Genomic DNA, 20062 nt, shown 5'->3' with positions numbered 1-20062 from the left:
ATAGCAATAATCCCTTTCTTTGATCGGACAATCGTGCACGATAGCACAATGTCAGGGCTGCCAACATCATTGGCAGCCTTTGAACTATGCGAGCGGCAGATAACGTAGCAGGTGATTGTATTTAGCTATTCAGCTCACTTACATATGACAATAGAATAAGTATAAATTCTGTTTGGGGGGATCGATACATATTATTGCAGGCATGAATGCGAAATTATCTCATTAGATGGCATTGAAGAAAATAAGGGTATTGGGACAATGTTAATTCATCGTTTAGAAAATAAAGCCAAAGAAATTGGCTGTCAGAGTATAAAGCTAATCACAACAACTGATAATTTGCATGCATTGGGATTTTATCAGAGAAGGGGCTATGTCCTTGTCAAGATATTACAAAATGCAGTTGATGAACCGGGAAAGTTGAAGCCCGTCATTCCGTTTATCGCTAAAAGTGGAATTCCCATCCGGGATGAAATTCTTTTAGAAAAAAGCTGGAGTTCAGCGGAACTATGAGGTTCTCGATTTTCCCCCTTTGTTGCTGGAATTTTTCTTTTTATCGTTGTTTTTATTTTTTTTGTTGTTGCTGGAGTTGTTTTTATTGGTTCCTGAGCTGCTGCTGCCTTTCGAGCTGTTTCCAGAGCTGCCATTATGTTTTATGGTTTTAATGTGAAATAGAGGAATGCGCACCTTCTCTTTGCCAACCATGAGGAGCAGGGATTGATTACCAACTTCAGCTATGTGACCAGCGAGCTTCTCTGGCCCGCCCCAGTTAATTTGAACGGATTTCTTAGTCAATTTGCGCAGAACGCCGATAAAGCTTTCAGCTGCGACGAAGTTATGAGAAGTCGAGTATCCGCTTCTTGGACCGGGTAAGTCAGTAGTACTTTTAATATGGCTGGCATTGACATAAACGAGGCCTGCTTTAGTACGCAAAACAATATAATCACTCTGAACACCAAGCAATACTCCGTCGAACGACTCCGGTCCCCCGCGGTTGATTTTAATTAACTTCCCAATTTTACTGCTCAAATAGCTCTCGTATTGGACAATTTGTCTAATATACTGGCCAGCAGGTTTGACCGTTTTAATGTGGAATAGCGGGATTCGCACCTTCTCTTTACCAACAATAAGGAGCAGAGATTGACTGCCAATTTCAGTAATGATACCGTCGATCTTCTCTGGTCCGCCCCAGTTGATTTGAGCGGATTGCTGAGTCAATTTGCGCAGAACACCAATAAAGCTTTCGGCTGCGATAAAGTTGTTGGAAGTCGAGCGTCCGCTTTTTTGACCTGGCAGATCGGTTGTACTCTTAATATGGCTGGTATTGACATAAACGAGGCCTGCTTTAGTACGCAAAACAACATAATCACTTTGAACACCAAGCAATACCCCGTCAAACGATTCCGGGCCTCCACGGTTGATTTTAATTAACTTCCCGATTTTACTGTTTAAATAGCTTTCATGGTCCTCACTGCTTTCATGTTGTTCCATAGTAGTTGTTGATACCCCCATATTGTTTGGATTTGTATTGTCCGTTGTTACCAGCACTTACTTTAGCTACCATCGTACATGCCATATGGTTTGCAGCTCACAGATTCTATGAACTGTATTATTCCGTTCAGTTCGCCATTTAATTGATAGAATGTCATTCATAAGGTCGTCCGGTACAAATAGATCTTAACAACCTGATATACAGTTCATTCATCTCTTTTCGGCTCCCATCCCTTCATTACTTGCCCCGGTGATATCTATCATGGATGACAAAATATAATATATTTATATGTATTTCGCAGCTGTGCTGTTCTGGATTTTATAACATTACTCATTAACCTAGATAGATTACCAGATTTGCCTCATAGCTTTCTTAAGTGCCAAATAATGGATTTAATGCATCTATTCAAATGACACTAACAGTCCAAGAAGCGCTTGAAAATTTTATTTGAGGATTTGTCGAGTTTGCTTTATGCTGTTCGTCGACTTAAATAGAGACAATAAAAAACCAACCATGGAAAGGAGAATTAAGATGAGATACCTGTGCTTGGGTTACTTCGATCGAGAGAAAATGGATTCCCGCCCCAAGGAGGAGATCGATGCTGTCATGCGCGAATGCGAGTCCCATCTCGAGGAGCTCTACAAGAGCGGACAAGTGATCATCGACGCAGGCCTTGCCCACGAGACCAAAGTCCTGCGGCGTGAAAACGGGAAAGTGAAGGTTACCGACGGTCCTTTTATCGAAACCAAGGAAATGATTGGCAGCGCGTTTCTCATTGAAGCAAGTGACATGGAGGATGCAATCCGGATTGCTTCGCTGCATCCAGCCACGCAAGTAGGTGCGGGCGAGCAATTCGGCTGGCGCATTGAGGTCCGCCCTATCCACTATTTCGAGAAGCGGGAAGGGAAGGAGTAGTTTCCGCGAACCTGCAGCTGCAGCTGGAGGACACTCTCGTTCAGGCTCCAAGCGAGCGGCGGCGGGTGCCGGATCTGCAGAATAGACTTCCGCACGACAAGATACGGATACCAAAAAAGAGACTCCAGGTCTCTTTTTTTTAATTTTATCCGAAGAGGGCAGCGCAACCATAATTGGTTGTTTTCGTCTAATTGAAAGGGAACAGCTTCCTGCCACTCCTCATCAAGAGCTGAAGGCGTCCGGATTTTGAGGAAAATGTAAAAAACACAAAGTCAGCTTGTCTTGTATTCCGAGTTAGGGTTCCTATAAAGGGTTAAATCTTTCGTTAAAAATTAATGAACATTTTTCTCAAATATTCCTTTACAGGAATATTCCTGTCGTGGTATATTTATTTCAGCAAAAAACTCCAGTTACTACTGGATGATGACGATGAATGCTGACGTCATGAGAGCCTTGGCAGAGCCACAGTTCGGCCGCCTGGATGATTATTTGCTGAAGGAAACTCGGAGAGCGCAGCAGGACTGAGCTTGGAATGATGGATCAGTTTTGAGAAGAGCTGCGGCAGGACTATTTCGATCAACTATTTTAATCGAGGAGGATGTTAAAATGACAAATCAAATGGTATCCAAGGTAGAGGATAAGGTGCTTGTTCTGGAGCGTGAATTCAAGGCACCTCGGGAGCTCGTGTTCGAGGCGTTCTCGCAGGCTGAGCATCTGAAGCATTGGTGGGGGCCAAGAGGCTGGTCGCTCCCGGTATGCCATATTGATTTCCGCGTTGGCGGAGTTTGGCATTATTGCATGAAATGCGAGGACAAGAACCAGGGCGAATACTATGGAATGGAATCATGGGGGAAGGGTGTGTATAGTGAAATCATCGTACCGGAGAAGATCGGGTATGTGGATTATTTCTCCGATGCGGAAGGAAACGTGGCGGAAAATATGCCGGCAACGGTTGTAGACATGACCTTTATCGAGACGGATGGCGGGACAAAGATCATTAGCCGTTCTGAATACGCAACGGTTGAAGGACTGCAGCAGGTTCTGGATATGGGTATGCTGGAGGGCATCACGGATACGTGGGACAGACTGGTCGAGCACTTGGAGTCGATCCAGAAGGCCGGTTAAAGGGAAGTGTTTGGCGCAAACGCGAAGCGATCAGCAGCAAGGAACGGAGAAAAAGGTCATTCCTCTTAGGGGGAGTGATCTTTTTTTGTCTCTTTGTGGCGCCAGCAAGCAATGGGGGCAAAGGAATAAGCTCTCCCGAGGTCTTAGAGCCTGGCATGTGACTTCACAGCAACTGGAAGGACTGCTAAATAATTATTGTGTTTTGTTAATATATCGAATACAATAAAAGCGCTTACAATACCTTATATTATTAAACCGGTTTAATACAAAATACATACTGTTTTTTTGCCTAAAGGAATACAAATAGACATCTATGAATTAAACCGGTTTAATAAATGGCGGAGGTGAGTCAGGGAGGCTTGCATTGAACCCAGTGAAGAAGAAAACAGCAATGGTAACAGCAGGGCAACGAATGGAAATGAATAGATTTTTGGAGGGGTTAACTTGAAAAAACAGAGGTTCCTTATAGTTCTGCTAGTCGTTTTTGCCATTATTGTTGCAGGATGCACAAATAATGCATCGGAACCGAATGTTGTGAAAGAAACCAACGAAACGGCAGTGGTCAAGGATACACCGGTCGGAACCACGGAATCTGATGCCAAAGAGGCTCCTATGCTGACTGACCTTGTAACCGCAGGCAAACTGCCTGCTTTGGCAGATCGTATGCCAGCTCCGGCAGATATCATGATTGAGCCTGTTGTTGATGAGGTCGGACAATACGGCGGAGATTGGAAAATGGCCTGGATGGGATCCAGTGACAAATGGGCTGTTGGGCAGCCAACCGAAGAAGCGCTGTTCCGCTTCAACAAGGATGGCAGCGGGGTTGAACCTAATGTTGCCAAAAGTTATGAAGTGAATGCAAATTCCACGGAATTTACCATTCACCTCAGGAAAGGCATGAAGTGGTCGGATGGCGTGCCATTTACAGCAGATGATGTCCTGTTCTATTGGGAGCATATGCTGACCAAAGAAACCTTCGGCAAAAAAATATATGATGCTTACTACTCGATTGATCCGGTAAGTGGAGAAAAAGCTTTGGCCAAAGTGGAAAAGATTGATGACTTCACGTTCAAGATTACACATAAATATCCAAGCGTCCAGTTCCTTGAGCGCGTTGCGATCGACAATAAGTGGTTCTTTGCACCGGCACATTTCCAGAAGACAATCCTGCCGGAATTTGTAGGCGAAGATAAAGCACTCGAAATCGCCAAACAATGGGGCTTCGCGGATACGGCATCTTTCCTGAAGGAAACGGGTTATTATTACTGGATTTATCCGCAGATCCCGACACTTCGGGCTTGGGTAGCCAAGAATGATCCCGAGAGTGACCAGTTCGTTATGGAACGCAACCCTTATTACTGGAAAACGGATGTCGACGGTCACCAGCTCCCCTATATGAATAATCTCATCGCGACGAAAATTCAGGATCCCAGTCAAAGAGTGCTCGGCACATTGGCGGGAGATTTCAATCTCTCCACGTTTGGCGCACAGGACTTCACTGTCTTGAAGGAAAATGAGAAGAAAGGTGATTACCGGGTTATTCCATGGCAGCAGCCAGCGTGGTCAACTTCGGGAATTCAGTTAAATCAGACGATCGAGGATCCTAATCTGCGAAAGCTGTTCCAGGACATCAAATTTAGGGAAGCGCTTTCTCTCGGGGTAGACCGTACAGAGATCACAGAGATCGTGACTAACGGAATTGCCGACCCGATTCAGGCTTCAGTACCGCAAGGGCTCGTCGGATATCAGGAAGGCTGGGCAGATCAATGGGCTAAATATGATCCAGACCAGGCCAATAAGCTGTTGGATGAGCTCGGATTAACGAAACGGGACAAGGACAATTTCCGGTTATTCCCGGACGGTTCGGATGTGACGATCACGATTATGGATTCCTCTGAAGATTCGGCGAAATTCCTGGAGCTGCTCAAGAAGTATTATGAGGAGATGGGGATTAAGACCAATCTGAAGGTTGTCGATCAGGCAACTCTGCAGGAGTTGAAGTATTCGAATCAAGTCCCTGCGAACATAGAAAACATATCTGTTGTCAATGTGGCATTCCGGCCTGATGCGCTAGTACCGCTCCGTGTGCTTACCCCGTGGTATGGCCAATACGGATTGTATACCTCATCGGGCGGCAAAGAGGGAGTGAAGCCGGAAGGCGATGTTGCTTTGCTCCTGGAGGATTGGGATAAGCTTAAGGCAGCCAGTTCAAAAGAGGAAATTACCCAATGGGGTAATGAAATTATTAAATTGCATATGAAAAATCAGTGGGTGATCGGTTATGCAGGCCCGACGCCGACGTTGATTGCAGCATCGAACAATATGCGCAACATACCGCAATCCATGATATGGGCCGATGAGTTCCGCTCCTTGGGGGCAGGCCATCCTGCACAATTCTACATTAAGCAATAACAGCCGGATTATACCGTAAACCCGATAATGGGGAAGAGCTCTCCATTATCGGGTTCATTCCAAAGATTTTGAAGGCATTCATATCTCTGAATTGTCAAGGAGAGGGTAGGACAAGAGATGCTCCAGTACACTTTGAAAAGAATCGTGTTGACCATACCTGTCGTGATATTGATCTCATTTATCGTTTTCTACATCATTCAGCTTCCGCCCGGCGATTATGTATCCAATTATTCGGCGCAAATGTCCGTTGCGGGCGAAGTGTTTACACAGGAAGACATGGAGGCTATGCGGGTGGATTTGGGCTTGAACCGTCCGATTTACGAACAATATTTTATTTGGGCTAGAGATATTGTTGTGCATTGGGATTTCGGATACTCCTTCAACTATAACAAGCCCGTTACAGCCGTGATCGAGCAGTACATGGGATTGACGCTGGTCGTCTCACTGGTGACGATGGTTTTTCAATACGCCGTAGCGATTCCAGTCGGCATTTATTGTGCCGTAAAGCAATATTCCAAAGGAGATTATTTCTTCTCGGGCTTAAGTTTTCTGGGAATGGCGACGCCTCACTTCCTGCTCGCCGTTATATTAATGTTCCTTTCCTACACCTGGTTCGGCGATCCGTTGCTCGGTTTATTTTCGGGGGAGTACGTGAATGCGCCATGGTCGATGGACAAGGCTATGGACTTGGCAAAGCATATGATTATCCCCGTAATTGTCATCGGACTATCGGGCACTGCGGACCTTATTCGGGTTATGAGAGGACAAATGCTGGACGAACTGAATAAGCCCAATGTGGTAACGGCCAGGTCCAAGGGGCTGTCGGAGAGAAAAATCCTCTTTAAGTATCCGACGCGCGCAGCTTTAAATCCTATTGTCAGTACGTTCGGCTGGTCATTGACCCACATCTTCACCGGCTCCACAATTACCGCTATCGTATTGAATTTGCCCATACAGGGGCCGGTAATGTTTAATGCCTTACTGGGTCAGGACATGTATCTGGCTGGCAGTTGGCTGTTGTTCATGGCGTTGTTAACGGTACTGGGGACATTGCTGTCGGATATTTTACTGGCGTGGCTAGATCCAAAAATTCGAACAGAGTTCAGGGGTAACTAGCCTATGAGAACATTGCCGATTTTCAGAAAACAGAAAGTGCGCCTATCCAAGCCGCTCGAAAATAAGGATGTTCAATATAGCTCGCAATGGCGGCTCATGTATTTGAGATTCAAGAAGCATAAATTAGCTCGGATCAGCTTAATGGTTCTGGCTATTCTCTACGCCGGCGCGCTGTTCGCCCAGTTCCTGGCGCCTTACGGGCTGCAAAGCTACGACAGCAAATATGTGAATGCGCCTCCAATGACCCTGCGATTCGTAGACGCGTCTGGTAAATTCCATATTAGACCGTTCGTATATGAATTGAAGTCAGGCAGAGACCCGGAAACGATGCGTAAAATATTCGAGCCCAACAAAGAAAAGCGGTATTCGCTTGAGCTGTTTGCCAAAGGTGAAAGCTATAAATTTCTCGGATTCCTTCCAACAAAAACGCATTTATTCGGAGTGGAACAACCCGGACGAATATTTCTGTTAGGCACCGATGCGCTTGGCAGAGACATGTTCTCCCGGATTTTGCTGGGAAGTCAAGTATCGCTTAGCATCCCTCTCGTAGGGGTTGGCATCAGCTTTATATTGGGATTGATTATCGGCGGCATATCCGGATATTTCGGAGGCGGACTGGATGCCTTGATTCAACGGATTATCGACATCATACGCTCATTCCCGACTCTTCCGTTATGGATGGCGTTATCCGCTGCTATTCCTCCGCGAATACCGGTGGTCCGTATGTATCTTTACATTGTTATTATATTTGCTTTTATCGAGTGGACCGGTCTGGCAAGGGTCGTGAGAGGCAAGTTTATCTCTATGAAAAATGAAGATTATGTTCTTGCGGCCAAGATTGCAGGCGTTGGCGATGCGAGAATTATAACAAGGCATCTGTTGCCGGGTTTTATCAGTTATTTGGTTGTAGCCACGACGTTGGCGATTCCAGGGATGATTCTTGGCGAGACGGCAATGAGCTTTCTCGGCTTAGGGATTCGCTCTCCGGCTACCAGCTGGGGCGTTCTTCTTCAGGAAGCCCAGCAGATCCAGAATATTGCTCTGTATCCATGGAAGCTTATTCCGCTTGGTGCGGTTATCTTAACTGTATTAACCTTTAACTTTCTGGGCGATGGCTTGCGCGATGCCGCGGACCCTTACAAGAAATAAACCAATAAATTGAGGCCATAGCGAGGGGATAATATGACGGCTCAGGCTGCTCAAGCTCAGCAGCCCCTTCTCTCCGTTCAAGACCTTAAAATTCGGATTCAGATGGATAACGGGGAAATGAACGCAGTGGACGGGGTAGACTTTGACATTCAAAAAGGAAAAACTTTAGGCCTTGTGGGCGAGTCCGGTTGTGGGAAAAGTCTGACAAGCAGAGCCATTATCAGCATTAATCCGAAAGAGTGCGAAACGACAGGAAGCATTATGTACCAATCCTCATCCGAGCAGTCGGCAAACCCGCTGAATCTGTTGTCCATGGACCCGAGCGGCAAACAGATTCGTTCGATTCGCGGTCGGAAAATCGCCATGATCTTTCAGGAGCCCATGACGGCTTTCTCACCGATGTATACGATCGGGAATCAGATCATGGAAGCGATCTTAATCCATCGCACCAAGAACAAGAAGGAAGCCAAGAAAATCACGCTCGAAATGCTGAGTAAAGTGGGAATATCGGATCAGGAGAAGCGATTTGACCAATATCCGCATGAATTCTCCGGTGGTATGCGGCAGCGGGCGATGATATCGATGGCCTTATCTTGCAATCCGGAATTATTAATTGCCGATGAGCCAACAACAGCACTGGACGTGACGATTCAAGCGCAGGTGCTGGAATTGATGAAGTCGCTTCAGCAAGAGTTCGGTATGGCCATTCTGCTGGTTACTCATGATCTTGGCATCATTGCGGAAATGTGCGATGAAGTGGCGGTCATGTATCTTGGCAAAATTGTTGAGCAGGCACCCGTAAAGGAAATTTTTCATAATCCTAAACACCCCTATACGAAGGGTTTGCTCAAATCGATGCCAAGATTAGGCGGAAATAAGAGCAAGCGCCTGGACTCAATTGAAGGCTCCGTGCCCATTCCTATCAATATGCCTCCTATGTGCGGGTTCTACGATCGCTGCAAGGATCGGATTGAAGGGGTATGCAATGTGCAGGCCGTACCAAAAACCCGTCTATCCGACAAACATATGGTCAGGTGTTTTCTGTATTCGGATCAGCATGAAGGAGAATAGCCATGTCCAAACCAATTCTGGATGTCATTAAGCTGAACAAGGATTTCAAAGTCAGGTCCAAAAAAGCTTTGTTTGCAAAGCCTAAGCCCGTTCGAGTATTAAGCGATATTTCATTTGAGCTTCTCGAAGGCGAAACCTTAAGCATCGTTGGAGAATCGGGCTGCGGAAAAACGACCTTGGGACGGTGCATCGTAAGGGGGATGAATGCCTCATCCGGCGAGGTCATCTATCATACCGAAGGCGGAGAGAGCGTTGATTTTTTAAAGCTGAAGGGTAAAGAATCGAAGAGATTGCGAAGAGATGTTCAAATGATCTTTCAGGATCCTTATTCCTCTCTCAGCCCGCGAATGAGCGTATTCGACATTATTTCCGAGCCGCTGATCGCCAATTTCAAGTTGAATAAATCGGAAGTGGAAGAAAAAGTAGCGGCAATTGCAGAAAAAACCGGCTTAAATGTCAGTTACCTTAAACGCTACCCTCATGCCTTCTCCGGCGGACAAAGACAGCGTATCGCCATTGCGAGGGCGCTCATTACCCAACCGAGGCTAATTGTGTGCGATGAAGCGGTTTCGGCCCTGGACGTTTCAATTCAAGCCCAAATTATAAATCTCTTAAAGGACCTGCAAGAGCAATTTCAAATTACGTATATTTTCATCTCGCATGACTTATCGATCGTTCAGAATATTTCCGACAGGGTAGCAGTGATGCACCTGGGCAAAATTGTAGAATTGGCAACCGTGGATTCGTTGTTTGGTCAACCCAAACACCCCTATACGGAAGCGCTCATGTCGGCAGTGCCCCAGCCTGATCCGGATCAGAAGAAAGATAGAATTATATTGGTAGGGGAGGTTCCGAATCCTGCGAATCCGCCAAGCGGATGCCATTTCCACCCAAGATGTGCGTACAAGACCGATAAATGCATGCAGGAGGCACCACAGCTGCGCCTGGTAGGAGACAACCAATATGCGGCTTGTCATTATGCGGAACAACTAAATCTGAGGGGTGCAGCGAATGAACCGGCAGCCGTTGAATAACAGTGAATGTCAATTAGCGTTGGGCTCCATTATGGATGCTGCGTTTTTTGAGAGGATGTAACAAGAAATGGCGAAAATCGACGATGTTGCACGTCTTGCCGGTGTCTCAAAAGGAACCGTATCCAATGTTTTCAGCCAAAAGAGACCTACCAGCGAAAAAGTAACGGATAAAGTCCTGGAAGCTTCCAGAGAACTAAATTACGTTCCGAATCATATCGCAAGAAGCCTGGTGACCAAAAAAACAATGGCCATCGGGCTTACGATCCCGCATGGAAACTTCTTTTTCAATACTTTCCATAATCAGTTTATCAATGGAGTTATTTTGGAAGCTTCTCATTACGGGTACAGGGTGCTGCTCGATATGATCCCGGTAGAAAAGGTGAAAACTCCTTCTTTGGCTAGTTATCCGATTGACGGAGCCATTGTGCTTGGTCCTACAGAAGAGGATGAGCGTATCAATTTGCTGCATCTGAACCAAATCCCATTCGTCACAATCGGTAAAATCTTTAATTCGAATGTCAAGGATGCATCGACCGTAAACAACGATAACTTCCAGATTATCCGTGATATTTGCAGCTATCTGATAGACAAGGGCCACCGCAGCATGATGTTTCTAAATGCCAATGAGCTTATGACCGTTGCCATCGAAAGAAGAGAGGCTTTCATCGAGCTGCTGACAAATCACCAGATCGACGTGCAGGAACATATGATTCACTATAAACCCGCCTTAACTTCAAGCAAATATATGAACTACGGGTACGATGAGACGGTCCATGTGCTGAGCGAGTTGAAGGAGCAGGTAACGGCAATTATTGCGGATGATGACCGCACCGCATTCAGTGTTATGAATGCCATTAAGGATTTGGGTCTGAGCGTGCCGGAAGATCTCTCTTTATTTGTTATTTGCGGCGATCTCTCCATGATGCATAAGGCAACGCCTTCATTGACGGGCATGGATTTGCAGTCTTCGGAGCTCGGAGTTCATTCCGTCAGATTGCTTATGCATAAGCTGGGTATCCTTGATGGCGATTTTCCGGAACATATGATCATAAGCAGCAAAATAATTGAAGGTGACTCCTGTTCATCGCTTTGAAGCGTTGGCCTTGGCGAAAGTAAGAAGGTACGCTCTTTTATTGGATGTGTCATATTCTTCCTGCAGATCGGTAACACTATGTAAAAACAAGAGTCGGGAGAAGCCTAACTTTGAAACCAATTGTGCCCTTCGAACCTGTAAGGCAAGACACCATACCTGTTGGAGATCCTTGGGTGTACCAAATTAAATGGGATGGGGTGAGAGTGTTAACGTACGCCGACGAAAGCGGGATATTCCTCTATAATAGGCGTTTGAATGAAAGGACGCGCCATTATCCGGAGCTTCTCGATGTGCCGTCTTACTGCAAAGCGAAATCATTTATCATGGATGGGGAAATCGTGGCACTCGCCCCGGACGGTAAACCGTCCTTTCATGAAGTCATGCGCAGAGACGGGCTGCGGAGAATGGAACGGGTTCCTCAAGTGCAGAAGGAAGTTCCAATCTACTACATGGTATTCGATCTGCTGTTTCTAAACGGGAATTGGGTGCATGACCTACCGTTTCGAGAACGGACCGATCTGCTTCATGGCATACTGACCCCCAATCAGACTGTTCAGCCCGTTACCTATCATCCCGACGGCCAGGCGCTATTTCAATTAATGAAGCAGCAGGGGATGGAAGGCATTGTATGCAAAAGGATCGACAGCCCCTACATAATTGGAGGTAAAACCGCAAGTTGGGTCAAAGTCAAGAATTACGGTGACGTCATTGCCGCGATCGGTGGTTTTACCTTGAACGGCGGCATTATCAATGCAATAATTCTGGGGTTATATGACAGGGAAGGACGCTTTTGGTATATAGGCCATACTGGCACCGGCCGCCTTAGCAGGGCGGATTGGCGGGATTTGACGGAACGGCTCGCTCCTGATGCGGTAAAGGAGTGTCCTTTTTTCAATACACCGGAACGGCATAAAGACGCAATATGGGTGAAGCCCTCGCTCGCCGTTAAAGTGATGTACACCGAATGGCGCCTGCAGGAAGGCCGATCCCTGCGTCAGCCAAGCATTCAAGCATTTGTGGACCGGCCGCTTTCGGAATGTGTTTTCCCGGATGAGAGCCTATTCCCATAAATGATATAGAAGGCAGCGGGCACAGAATCAATTGGAAATAATTACATTTTTTATCGGGGTATAATAGCATTTTAGCGACACATAATAACCTCACATTACAAAGGAGGTTTTACAATATGAGCCGCAAATCTTCTTCAACCAACCAATTGGTCGTTCCTCAAGCAAATGCAGCACTGGATCAAATGAAATATGAAATTGCACAGCAATTCGGAATTCAACTTCAACCGAATGGCTACAACGGACAACTTCTTACCCGTGAAGCGGGTACAATTGGCGGCAACATCACCCGTACACTTGTACAAATTGCTGAACAGCAACTAGCAGGCCGTTCGTAAGCCTGTTACAGGAGAAAGTATTGAAATTCAGTTCATGAGAAAAAGACCACGATGATCTTCTGACTGCAGAGATCCCGTTGGTCTTTTTTTTATAGCCGATTACCGCGTAAGAATCATGCAATCGTAAAAAATTCCATAGAGCCATAAATTAACCAATACAGGAAATATCATTGTTAATTATGATGAAGGTAGTTTGAGGCATGTATTCAAATCCAAAAAAAAAACGGAAAGAAGGGATCCGGATTTATTATTTAAAAGCTAAAGTTTACGAAATTAAAGGAGGTTTAAAGATGTTTAAGCCGCAAGTCCTGAAAAAGGCATTAAGCTCCGTTCTTTTATTTGCACTTGTCCTTCCATTTATTAATCTGTCCGGGCTTCCAGCTTCAACGGTTCATGCAGCGCCGGCAAACAGCCTGGGACTATTGGACATTGAAGTGAACAAGCCGGTAAACGCAGAAGTTGATCTTGATCATGCAACCATTCATATATCATTGCCCTACGGCACCTTATACCAGATGCTGAATGTAACAATGAATCCCGGCGCTTCCGGAGCGCTGTACAGAAGCGATGGAACGACTGCCGTTTCTTTTGCAGCCAGCGGCATGAACAAAGGCGATGCAAAAATGGACCAGTTTTCAACAAGCGGAACCACGTTATATTATTTGGCAGTAACCGATAAGAATGACAGCAGCAGCATCCGAAGATATACAATTACGGTCACCGTGGGTATGTCTTTGCCTCCAATTACAGGCCCTATGGGATCTAATGACAAATATCTGCCGCTCAATATTCAGGCGCGTGAACACGCATGGGATGTTATGGGCGCATCCAAAATTGGCAATGGCAGTACTACGGGTTCTATAGAAGGCCCGGGCACGCCTTCGTCGTACAGCGGGAAATCATGGCCGGAGTCAGTCTACGACCGTTCGGGAGACTACCCGATGGCTTCGATTGTTGATGAATCATGGCTGGGAGACAATATGTATTTGCAGACCATTGGCAAAAGTAATGTGGATGCGCTTGGAAAGTACGGGATTGCAAATATTCCCGGCGCCGGGAAGCTTAACTCCGACATTTTGCGTTTTCACGAATTTTCGCCTTTTGTTGCCCCGGGAGGCATGAGCCGGGACGACGGCGATCGCGGCGCAGTCAACAGCGACCGCCAGAGACTGGAGATTAAAAGCAGCACCAGCGCAGCCAATATGGAGGCAAATAGTTTTGGCGGCGACATTATGACCCATCACTGGAGGCTGATGCTCCCTTCGGAAACGTTAAGATATCAGAAGGATACCGGTGATAAGCATGCCGGTGATTTTATCGTTCCCCACAGGTTTTGGCACATATTCCAACTGAAAGAAGTAGCAGGCAATGCGGCCGGCCAGCCCGTGGCTACCCTCTCGCTGGTTTCAAGCGGAGGCCAAGGCCAGCTTGAATTCAGGAACAACCCCGATGGCAGCTACGCGGACAGAATCAAGCCGTTGTTCACGATACCCTTTGACAGGGTCGTTGACCGCTGGCTTGATTTTGAAGTAACGATTTTAACAGCCGATAAAGGTTATTTGTACGGCAAGCTTGTCGATCTGGAGACTGGCGAGGTGCTTTTCGAAGGCGGTATGACAGCCGAAACATACAGACGCCCTGAAGTAAACAATCCGGCTACCGGCAGAGACGAAAGAGGTGATCTGCCTGTAGAGCCGGGTCAACAGAACCGCTCCAAATGGGGTCTTTACAGGGGGATGTACAACAGCCCGGCAGATGCGGCTTATGCAGATGAATTCCAGTCTGCAACCATGTATCTGGCTGATGTGCACTTAATCAAAAGGGATGAAAACAGCTATATATTTCCTGATGGCTGGAATCCCAATGTGCAGCCTAAGGATATGGCAGCATGGGCAAGGCCGCAAGAGATTAGAGCTTCCAAAGGTACTCCGTTTAGTCAATTGCTGCTGCCTGCACAGCTTGATGTCACCTTGAGCACCGGCAAGACAGAGAAGGTGAACGTATCATGGAGCCCGGAAGGCTACAATCCCGATAACATGGGGACTTATAAGATTTTTGGCGAATTTGCCGGTCCGGGTATTACGAACTCCAAAAACATCAAGCCCTATATTGAAGTTTCGCTGACAGATTCATCTTCTGTTACGATAATCCCGGTTTCGACCGCCAGTTATACCGTCAACCCCGGCGGACCGTCGATCAATACGGCGGCAGGCGGTAATACGCCTGCAGGAAGGTATTTGCAGACCTCCTCGGCCCCCGTGGCCGGCGACTGGGTTGAAGTAACCGTTGATGTTCCCGAGACTGGAAACTATGATATCGAATTTGGCTACAAGTCGAACAACAATAGAGGAATCGCCCAGCTGTATGTGGATGGGGTTTCCCAGGGCAGCCCCGTAGACGAGTATCATACCGCTCAAACTTTTCCGGCGATTGCTATGGGCAGCAGCAATCTCGAAGCCGGCAGCCATAAGTTCCGGTTTGTGGTGACCGGGAAGAATGCCGGCAGCTCCGGCTATCATCTTACCTTCGATTATATCAAGCTGTCGCGAAAGGATGCGGCTCCGCCGGAGACGGAGGCACGGATCGAACCGGCGCCGCGGAACGGATGGTTGAACACGGACGCGACCGTCGCACTGACAGCCCAAGGCGAGCCCTCCGGTATCGCGAAAACGGAATATCGGCTGGAAGATAACGCGCAATGGCAAACCTATACCGGACCGGTCGCTTTTACGCAAGACGGCGTTTACCTGCTGCAATTCCGTTCTGTAGACGCTTCAGGCCGGACTGAGCAGACGAAGGAGCTGACCGTCCGGATAGACAAGACGAAGCCAGTCCTGGCAATGACGGCAAATGGGAAGCCGCTTGCGGATGGCGCAGCCTTCTCCGACGACCGCCCGCTTGCGCTGCTCTTGAATGCAAGCGATGCCCTATCCGGCATAACGAGCCAGGAACTCTTCCTGGATGGAATTCATGTGGAAAATGGCGCTTCCGTTGATTTGGCCGGAAAGCTTGGCCCCCATACCCTGAAGATCGTGGTCACCGACCTGGCCGGCAATATGGCAGATGAGTCTGCCGGTTTTACAATTGCCGTCACCCCCGAAGGGGTATCCAGCTTGATTGACCGCTATGCCGAAGCCGGAGAATTGACGGGAGCGCTGGTTAACCAGCTCCGCAGCAGCCTGAACCAGGCACGGCATCAATTGGACAAAGGCGACAATGACAAAGCGGCCAAACATATGCGGGATTTCCTGAAGCATCTGAACAATAATCCGATGGCGGACAACGTATCCGATGCCGCGAAGCTCGTCCTCACGGCTGATGCAAATGCCTTGATCACAGCCTGGTCTGTGAAATAACAAATAAGTATTCATATACAAGTTTCTATGAGATCCGAGGAGGTTTAACGATGATCACGCAGCAGGTTCTAAAAAAGGCATTCAGCACCGTTCTTATAGCAGCGCTTTTACTTTCATTTGTTGGTCTATCCGCTCTTCCTGTGCCAACCGTTCATGCCGTTTCGACTGGCGATGAGTCTGGGAAGCCGGCAGTAACGGATACGGTTTATCCTCCAGCAGCAGCAGGTTCTGTCAATCTGCTGGACCCAACCCGTTTCTCGCCGCAGGCAGGCGTGAATCTCAAGGCAAGCTCGGAAGCGCCCGATCATCCGGGTGTAGACGCCTTACGGTCGGGCGGCAGCGGGTATTGGCGCAATTCAAGCCCGAATGTATATATGAACGGCTTTTCTCCATCATCATTGGCATTATCCCTTGATATGGGCGCTCCAAAAACAATTGATAAGCTGTACCTCGAAATACCCAACACGATCTCGAATATCCAAAGCAATGCGAGAAGATTCGAGATCTATTACTCCAATGACCCCAATTCCTGGGCAACTGCGCCTGCGGCATCCGATGCGGCATCCGATTACGACTGGAAGTCGAATGGCTGGACACTGGCCGGAGGTACGGAAACGGAAGGCTTGTGGTCTTATGTAACGTACAACGGACAACAATGGGGTTATGATACCAAGACATTCCTGTATCCGTTTACAGCCCGGTACGTGATGATAAACATGATTCTGGTCGGCCCCGGCGACAGGCGAGCGGATGATAACAATTCCATGATGGGCTTGTCCGGATTGGCTGTTTACGGCAAAGATCCGGTATCCAACGCGACTGAACTGGCGCCGGCCAAGGGTACCTACAGCACCTGGGATCAGGCCGAGCCCGTATCGGTGGATATAAACCTTGCCAGCGGGCAGACGCTCGCAGGCATAAGCAAAGGCGCTGCTGCGCTTCGTCCGGATTTAGATTACTCGCTATCAGGAAATACGGTTATATTTGCACCTGCATACCTTTCCAAGCTGCCTCTGGGCACAAACGAATTTATGCTTCGTTTCAACAGCGGCGACCCGTCCATATTTGCACTGGACGTAACGGCACGCGGCTATGGCGGGAATGACAAGACAATCAGGATGAATGCCATTGAAGGCGTATCACCTTATAACATCCTGGGCGGCGCAATGGGTACCGATGAACCGGTAGAAGGCGTGACTAAACGGATAAGAGACGCGTACCACGAGTTTTACGGCGATCAGCCCCAAGCGGCTGCCGCCGATGACCATATCAAGAGCGTTTGGGACAGCACACTGCAAAAGGATGTATTCGAGATTACCGCCAACGGCAGAGGCTTGAATAATGAATTCATGGATAAGGTTCGCGACGGCGAGTACGGCCACAAGGGGGTTTTTGACCGGAATTTGGGCTACGTGGTTGGCGGGGCGGCCATTACGGACAGGCAAAGAATCGAAATTCGCCCCAGCGAGGACTCAACCGGCGACTTTACAGCCTACGAGGGCGACCAGGTTTCCTACGAATGGCTCTGGAATATACCGGACGGCGACCAGTGGAATCAGCCGAACTTCCGGCATATCTTTCAGTTGAAGGCTGTGAATGCACAAGGGGCAGATACACTGCCTGGGGGCAACAGCGGCGGTGAAAACGGCGCATATATCATTGCGATGTCCATTTCCGGAACAACCAGCAGAGATCTTGTTGTCAATCATAACCGGTATGACGGGGATAAGAACTTGATGAGAATTCCATTAAAGGAAATCGACGGCCACTGGATCAAGGTAGAGCTAGACGCGCTTATTTCGGATTCCGGCTGGCTCACCATTAAGATCACGGATATGGTAACCGGCAAGGTATACTCGTTTGACAGCCCGGATGTTTATCAGATGTTCTCCAATCAAGGCGCAAGCGACGGTGTCAAGGACCTGTGGAGAAGACCGGAAAGAAGCGGCGGCTTCGAGACAGAGTATCCCGCTGTGTTCGATCAATACCTGCGCCCCAAGTGGGGCATCTACCGCAGTTCTGCGGGTGGCACCAATTCCGCATATGACGCCAGGCTTCAACTTGCCGACATCACCATAAGCAAGGTGGCGACCGGTATACCGTCCGTAAATCTGGCCCTTCATAAAAAAGCGTATAACGCAGGTAGGACAGAAGGCGCCAACCCGATTCAGCTGCAATCCGCTGCGGCGAATGAATTCGGCAATGCGAACAAACTGACGAGCGGCGTGCTGGAGGATCCGACAAAATGGGATGTAACGAATGTTACCAGTCTGGATCAAATTGGGCAGTATTCCTGGCTGGGTACGGACGGAGAGAGGAAAGGCAGCTTCATACTGGACCTTGGCCAGGCAATGGATTTCAGCCAAATAAGGCTGTTTGCGAAGTCCACCCGGCTAAAAGGCGCAACCGTTTATGTATCCGATGATTTTGGAAACTACACATCGGCAGCCGATTTTGACGAAGTGGCATTTAAACAAGTGGATAAACGAACAGACCAAGGCTTTACGTATGCGACCGTCAACGATAATGGCGGTACCGATTCGGAGGATAGCTCGCATCCGATAGATCTTGGCAGGACCTATCATTCAAGATATGTCAAAGTAACGGTTGAGAACGCATCCGGCGGCAATACAGGCACGGATCTGACAGGGCCTCCGCGCCTTACGCAGGTTCAGTTGTTCAATGCGCCGACTCCTCCGCAGAATCTGATGATTGAAGCCGGCGGTCCGGTAAAAAACCTGAAGTGGGCTTCCAATAATTCCAGCGAGGGCTACATTGTGTATGATGGCGCAGCGGTACTTGCCGAACTACCGGCGGGTGCAGCAAGGTATACGCTGCCGGGCGGCATGACCGATTTATCCAAAGTCGCCGTAAGGTCGAAGGGAACAGACCCGTACTCCCGCAAGTTTATGATTTCGGCACCGGCCTTTCCGGAAGAATTGAAGGACACGGCTCCGCCGGAGACAGAGGCAAAGATCGAACCAGCTCCGCGGAATGGCTGGCTGAACACGGCTGCGTCTGCCGCATTGACGGCTCATGACGATCTTTCCGGAATAGCGAGAACGGAATATAAATCGGATGCTGCTGCGGAGTGGGAAACCTACACCGGACCGGTTACCTTCACGAATGACGGTGTATACCGGATGCAGTTCCGCTCAATTGACGCTGCAGGCAACATCGAGCATGCGAAGGAGATTACCGTCCGTATTGACAAGACGAGGCCTGTTTTTGAGCTTGCGGCTAACGGTAAACCGCTTGCTGGAGGCGCTGTCTTCTCCGACGCCCGTCCGCTTGCGCTCCAGTTGAACGCAAGCGATGCGCTCTCCGGCGTAACGAACCAGGAAATCATCCTGGACGGAATGCGTTTGAAGAACGGCGCTTCCGTAGATTTTGCCGGCAAGCTTGGCCAGCATACCCTGAAGATCGTCATCACCGACCTGGCGGGCAATACGACGGATGAGTCTGTCCGCTTTACAATTAACGCCACCCTTGAAGGGATATCCAGCTTGATGGACCGTTATGTCCAAGCAGGCGAATTGAAGAAACCGCTGGTTGACCAGCTGCGCAGCAGCCTGAAGCAGGCGCAGCATCAATTGGACAAAGGCGACAAAGGCAAAGCGGTCAAGCATATGCAGGATTTCCTGAAGCATCTGGATAACAAACTGGTGGCTGATAAAATCTCCAAAGCCGCGAAGTCCGTCCTCAAGGCTGATGCGGCCGCCTTGATCAAAGCCTGGTCCGGAAAATAAAGAACAGCCTGGAAATTATTTAACCAAACCAAACAACCCTATGCGAGTGAGTGCTTCATAGGGTTGTTTTGCTGTGCTGACCTTCTCTGGATAAGAGACCGCAAATAATAAAAAAAACAAGTTTTATCATAAATTTCAACATCCCTGG

Annotated in this window: 14 protein-coding genes; 13 read left to right on the top strand and 1 reads right to left on the bottom strand. The window is 48.2% G+C overall.

What is annotated here, in order from left to right:
* Nucleotides 1–165 precede the first annotated feature (165 nt).
* Complete coding sequence (locus tag AC0YOA_RS13625; protein ID WP_475787387.1) at nucleotides 166–510, top strand: GNAT family N-acetyltransferase; 345 nt, start codon at nucleotides 166–168, stop codon at nucleotides 508–510.
* Here the strand turns inward: AC0YOA_RS13625 and AC0YOA_RS13620 are convergent.
* Entirely contained in the window at nucleotides 505–1488 is a 984-nt protein-coding gene (locus tag AC0YOA_RS13620) for a hypothetical protein (protein WP_475787038.1), read from the bottom strand. The genes AC0YOA_RS13625 and AC0YOA_RS13620 overlap by 6 nt on opposite strands.
* Before the next feature lie 532 nt (nucleotides 1489–2020).
* Between AC0YOA_RS13620 and AC0YOA_RS13615 the strand changes: the two genes are divergently transcribed.
* The 12 genes from AC0YOA_RS13615 to AC0YOA_RS13560 all read left to right on the top strand — a co-directional run bounded on the left by AC0YOA_RS13615 (nucleotide 2021) and on the right by AC0YOA_RS13560 (nucleotide 19914).
* Complete coding sequence (locus tag AC0YOA_RS13615; protein WP_475787037.1) at nucleotides 2021–2404, top strand: YciI family protein; 384 nt, start codon at nucleotides 2021–2023, stop codon at nucleotides 2402–2404.
* Nucleotides 2405–3010: 606 nt separating this feature from the next.
* Entirely contained in the window at nucleotides 3011–3529 is a 519-nt protein-coding gene (locus tag AC0YOA_RS13610) for an SRPBCC domain-containing protein (RefSeq protein WP_475787036.1), read from the top strand.
* 444 nt (nucleotides 3530–3973) lie between these two features.
* The gene (locus tag AC0YOA_RS13605; protein WP_475787035.1) at nucleotides 3974–5941 is read left to right on the top strand and encodes an ABC transporter substrate-binding protein; all 1968 of its coding nucleotides are present in this window, start codon (nucleotides 3974–3976) and stop codon (nucleotides 5939–5941) included.
* A gap of 117 nt (nucleotides 5942–6058) precedes the next feature.
* Nucleotides 6059–7057 (top strand): ABC transporter permease, encoded by a 999-nt coding sequence (locus tag AC0YOA_RS13600; RefSeq protein WP_475787034.1) that lies wholly within the window; start codon nucleotides 6059–6061, stop codon nucleotides 7055–7057.
* Between the two features lie 3 nt (nucleotides 7058–7060).
* On the top strand, nucleotides 7061–8206 hold the full coding sequence (locus AC0YOA_RS13595) for an ABC transporter permease (protein ID WP_475787033.1): 1146 nt from the start codon (nucleotides 7061–7063) through the stop codon (nucleotides 8204–8206).
* Between the two features lie 33 nt (nucleotides 8207–8239).
* Nucleotides 8240–9277, top strand: coding sequence for an ABC transporter ATP-binding protein (locus AC0YOA_RS13590; protein ID WP_475787032.1), 1038 nt, complete (start codon nucleotides 8240–8242; stop codon nucleotides 9275–9277).
* 2 nt (nucleotides 9278–9279) lie between these two features.
* Nucleotides 9280–10311 (top strand): ABC transporter ATP-binding protein, encoded by a 1032-nt coding sequence (locus AC0YOA_RS13585; RefSeq protein WP_475787031.1) that lies wholly within the window; start codon nucleotides 9280–9282, stop codon nucleotides 10309–10311.
* Nucleotides 10312–10378: 67 nt separating this feature from the next.
* Nucleotides 10379–11404, top strand: a complete 1026-nt coding sequence (locus AC0YOA_RS13580) for a LacI family DNA-binding transcriptional regulator (RefSeq protein WP_475787030.1) — start codon at nucleotides 10379–10381, stop codon at nucleotides 11402–11404.
* A gap of 110 nt (nucleotides 11405–11514) precedes the next feature.
* Nucleotides 11515–12474, top strand: a complete 960-nt coding sequence (locus AC0YOA_RS13575) for an ATP-dependent DNA ligase (RefSeq protein ID WP_475787029.1) — start codon at nucleotides 11515–11517, stop codon at nucleotides 12472–12474.
* 116 nt (nucleotides 12475–12590) lie between these two features.
* A complete protein-coding gene (locus tag AC0YOA_RS13570; RefSeq protein WP_210040882.1) occupies nucleotides 12591–12809 on the top strand; it encodes an alpha/beta-type small acid-soluble spore protein in 219 nt (72 codons plus the stop codon).
* A 290-nt stretch (nucleotides 12810–13099) separates the two neighbouring features.
* Nucleotides 13100–16165, top strand: coding sequence for an FIMAH domain-containing protein (locus AC0YOA_RS13565; protein ID WP_475787028.1), 3066 nt, complete (start codon nucleotides 13100–13102; stop codon nucleotides 16163–16165).
* 50 nt (nucleotides 16166–16215) lie between these two features.
* Nucleotides 16216–19914 (top strand): OmpL47-type beta-barrel domain-containing protein, encoded by a 3699-nt coding sequence (locus tag AC0YOA_RS13560; protein WP_475787027.1) that lies wholly within the window; start codon nucleotides 16216–16218, stop codon nucleotides 19912–19914.
* The last annotated feature ends 148 nt before the right edge of the window (nucleotides 19915–20062 follow it).

It is taken from the genome of Paenibacillus sp. JT22N12 (assembly GCF_056269365.1).
This window is presented reverse-complemented; position numbering and strand designations above follow the sequence as displayed.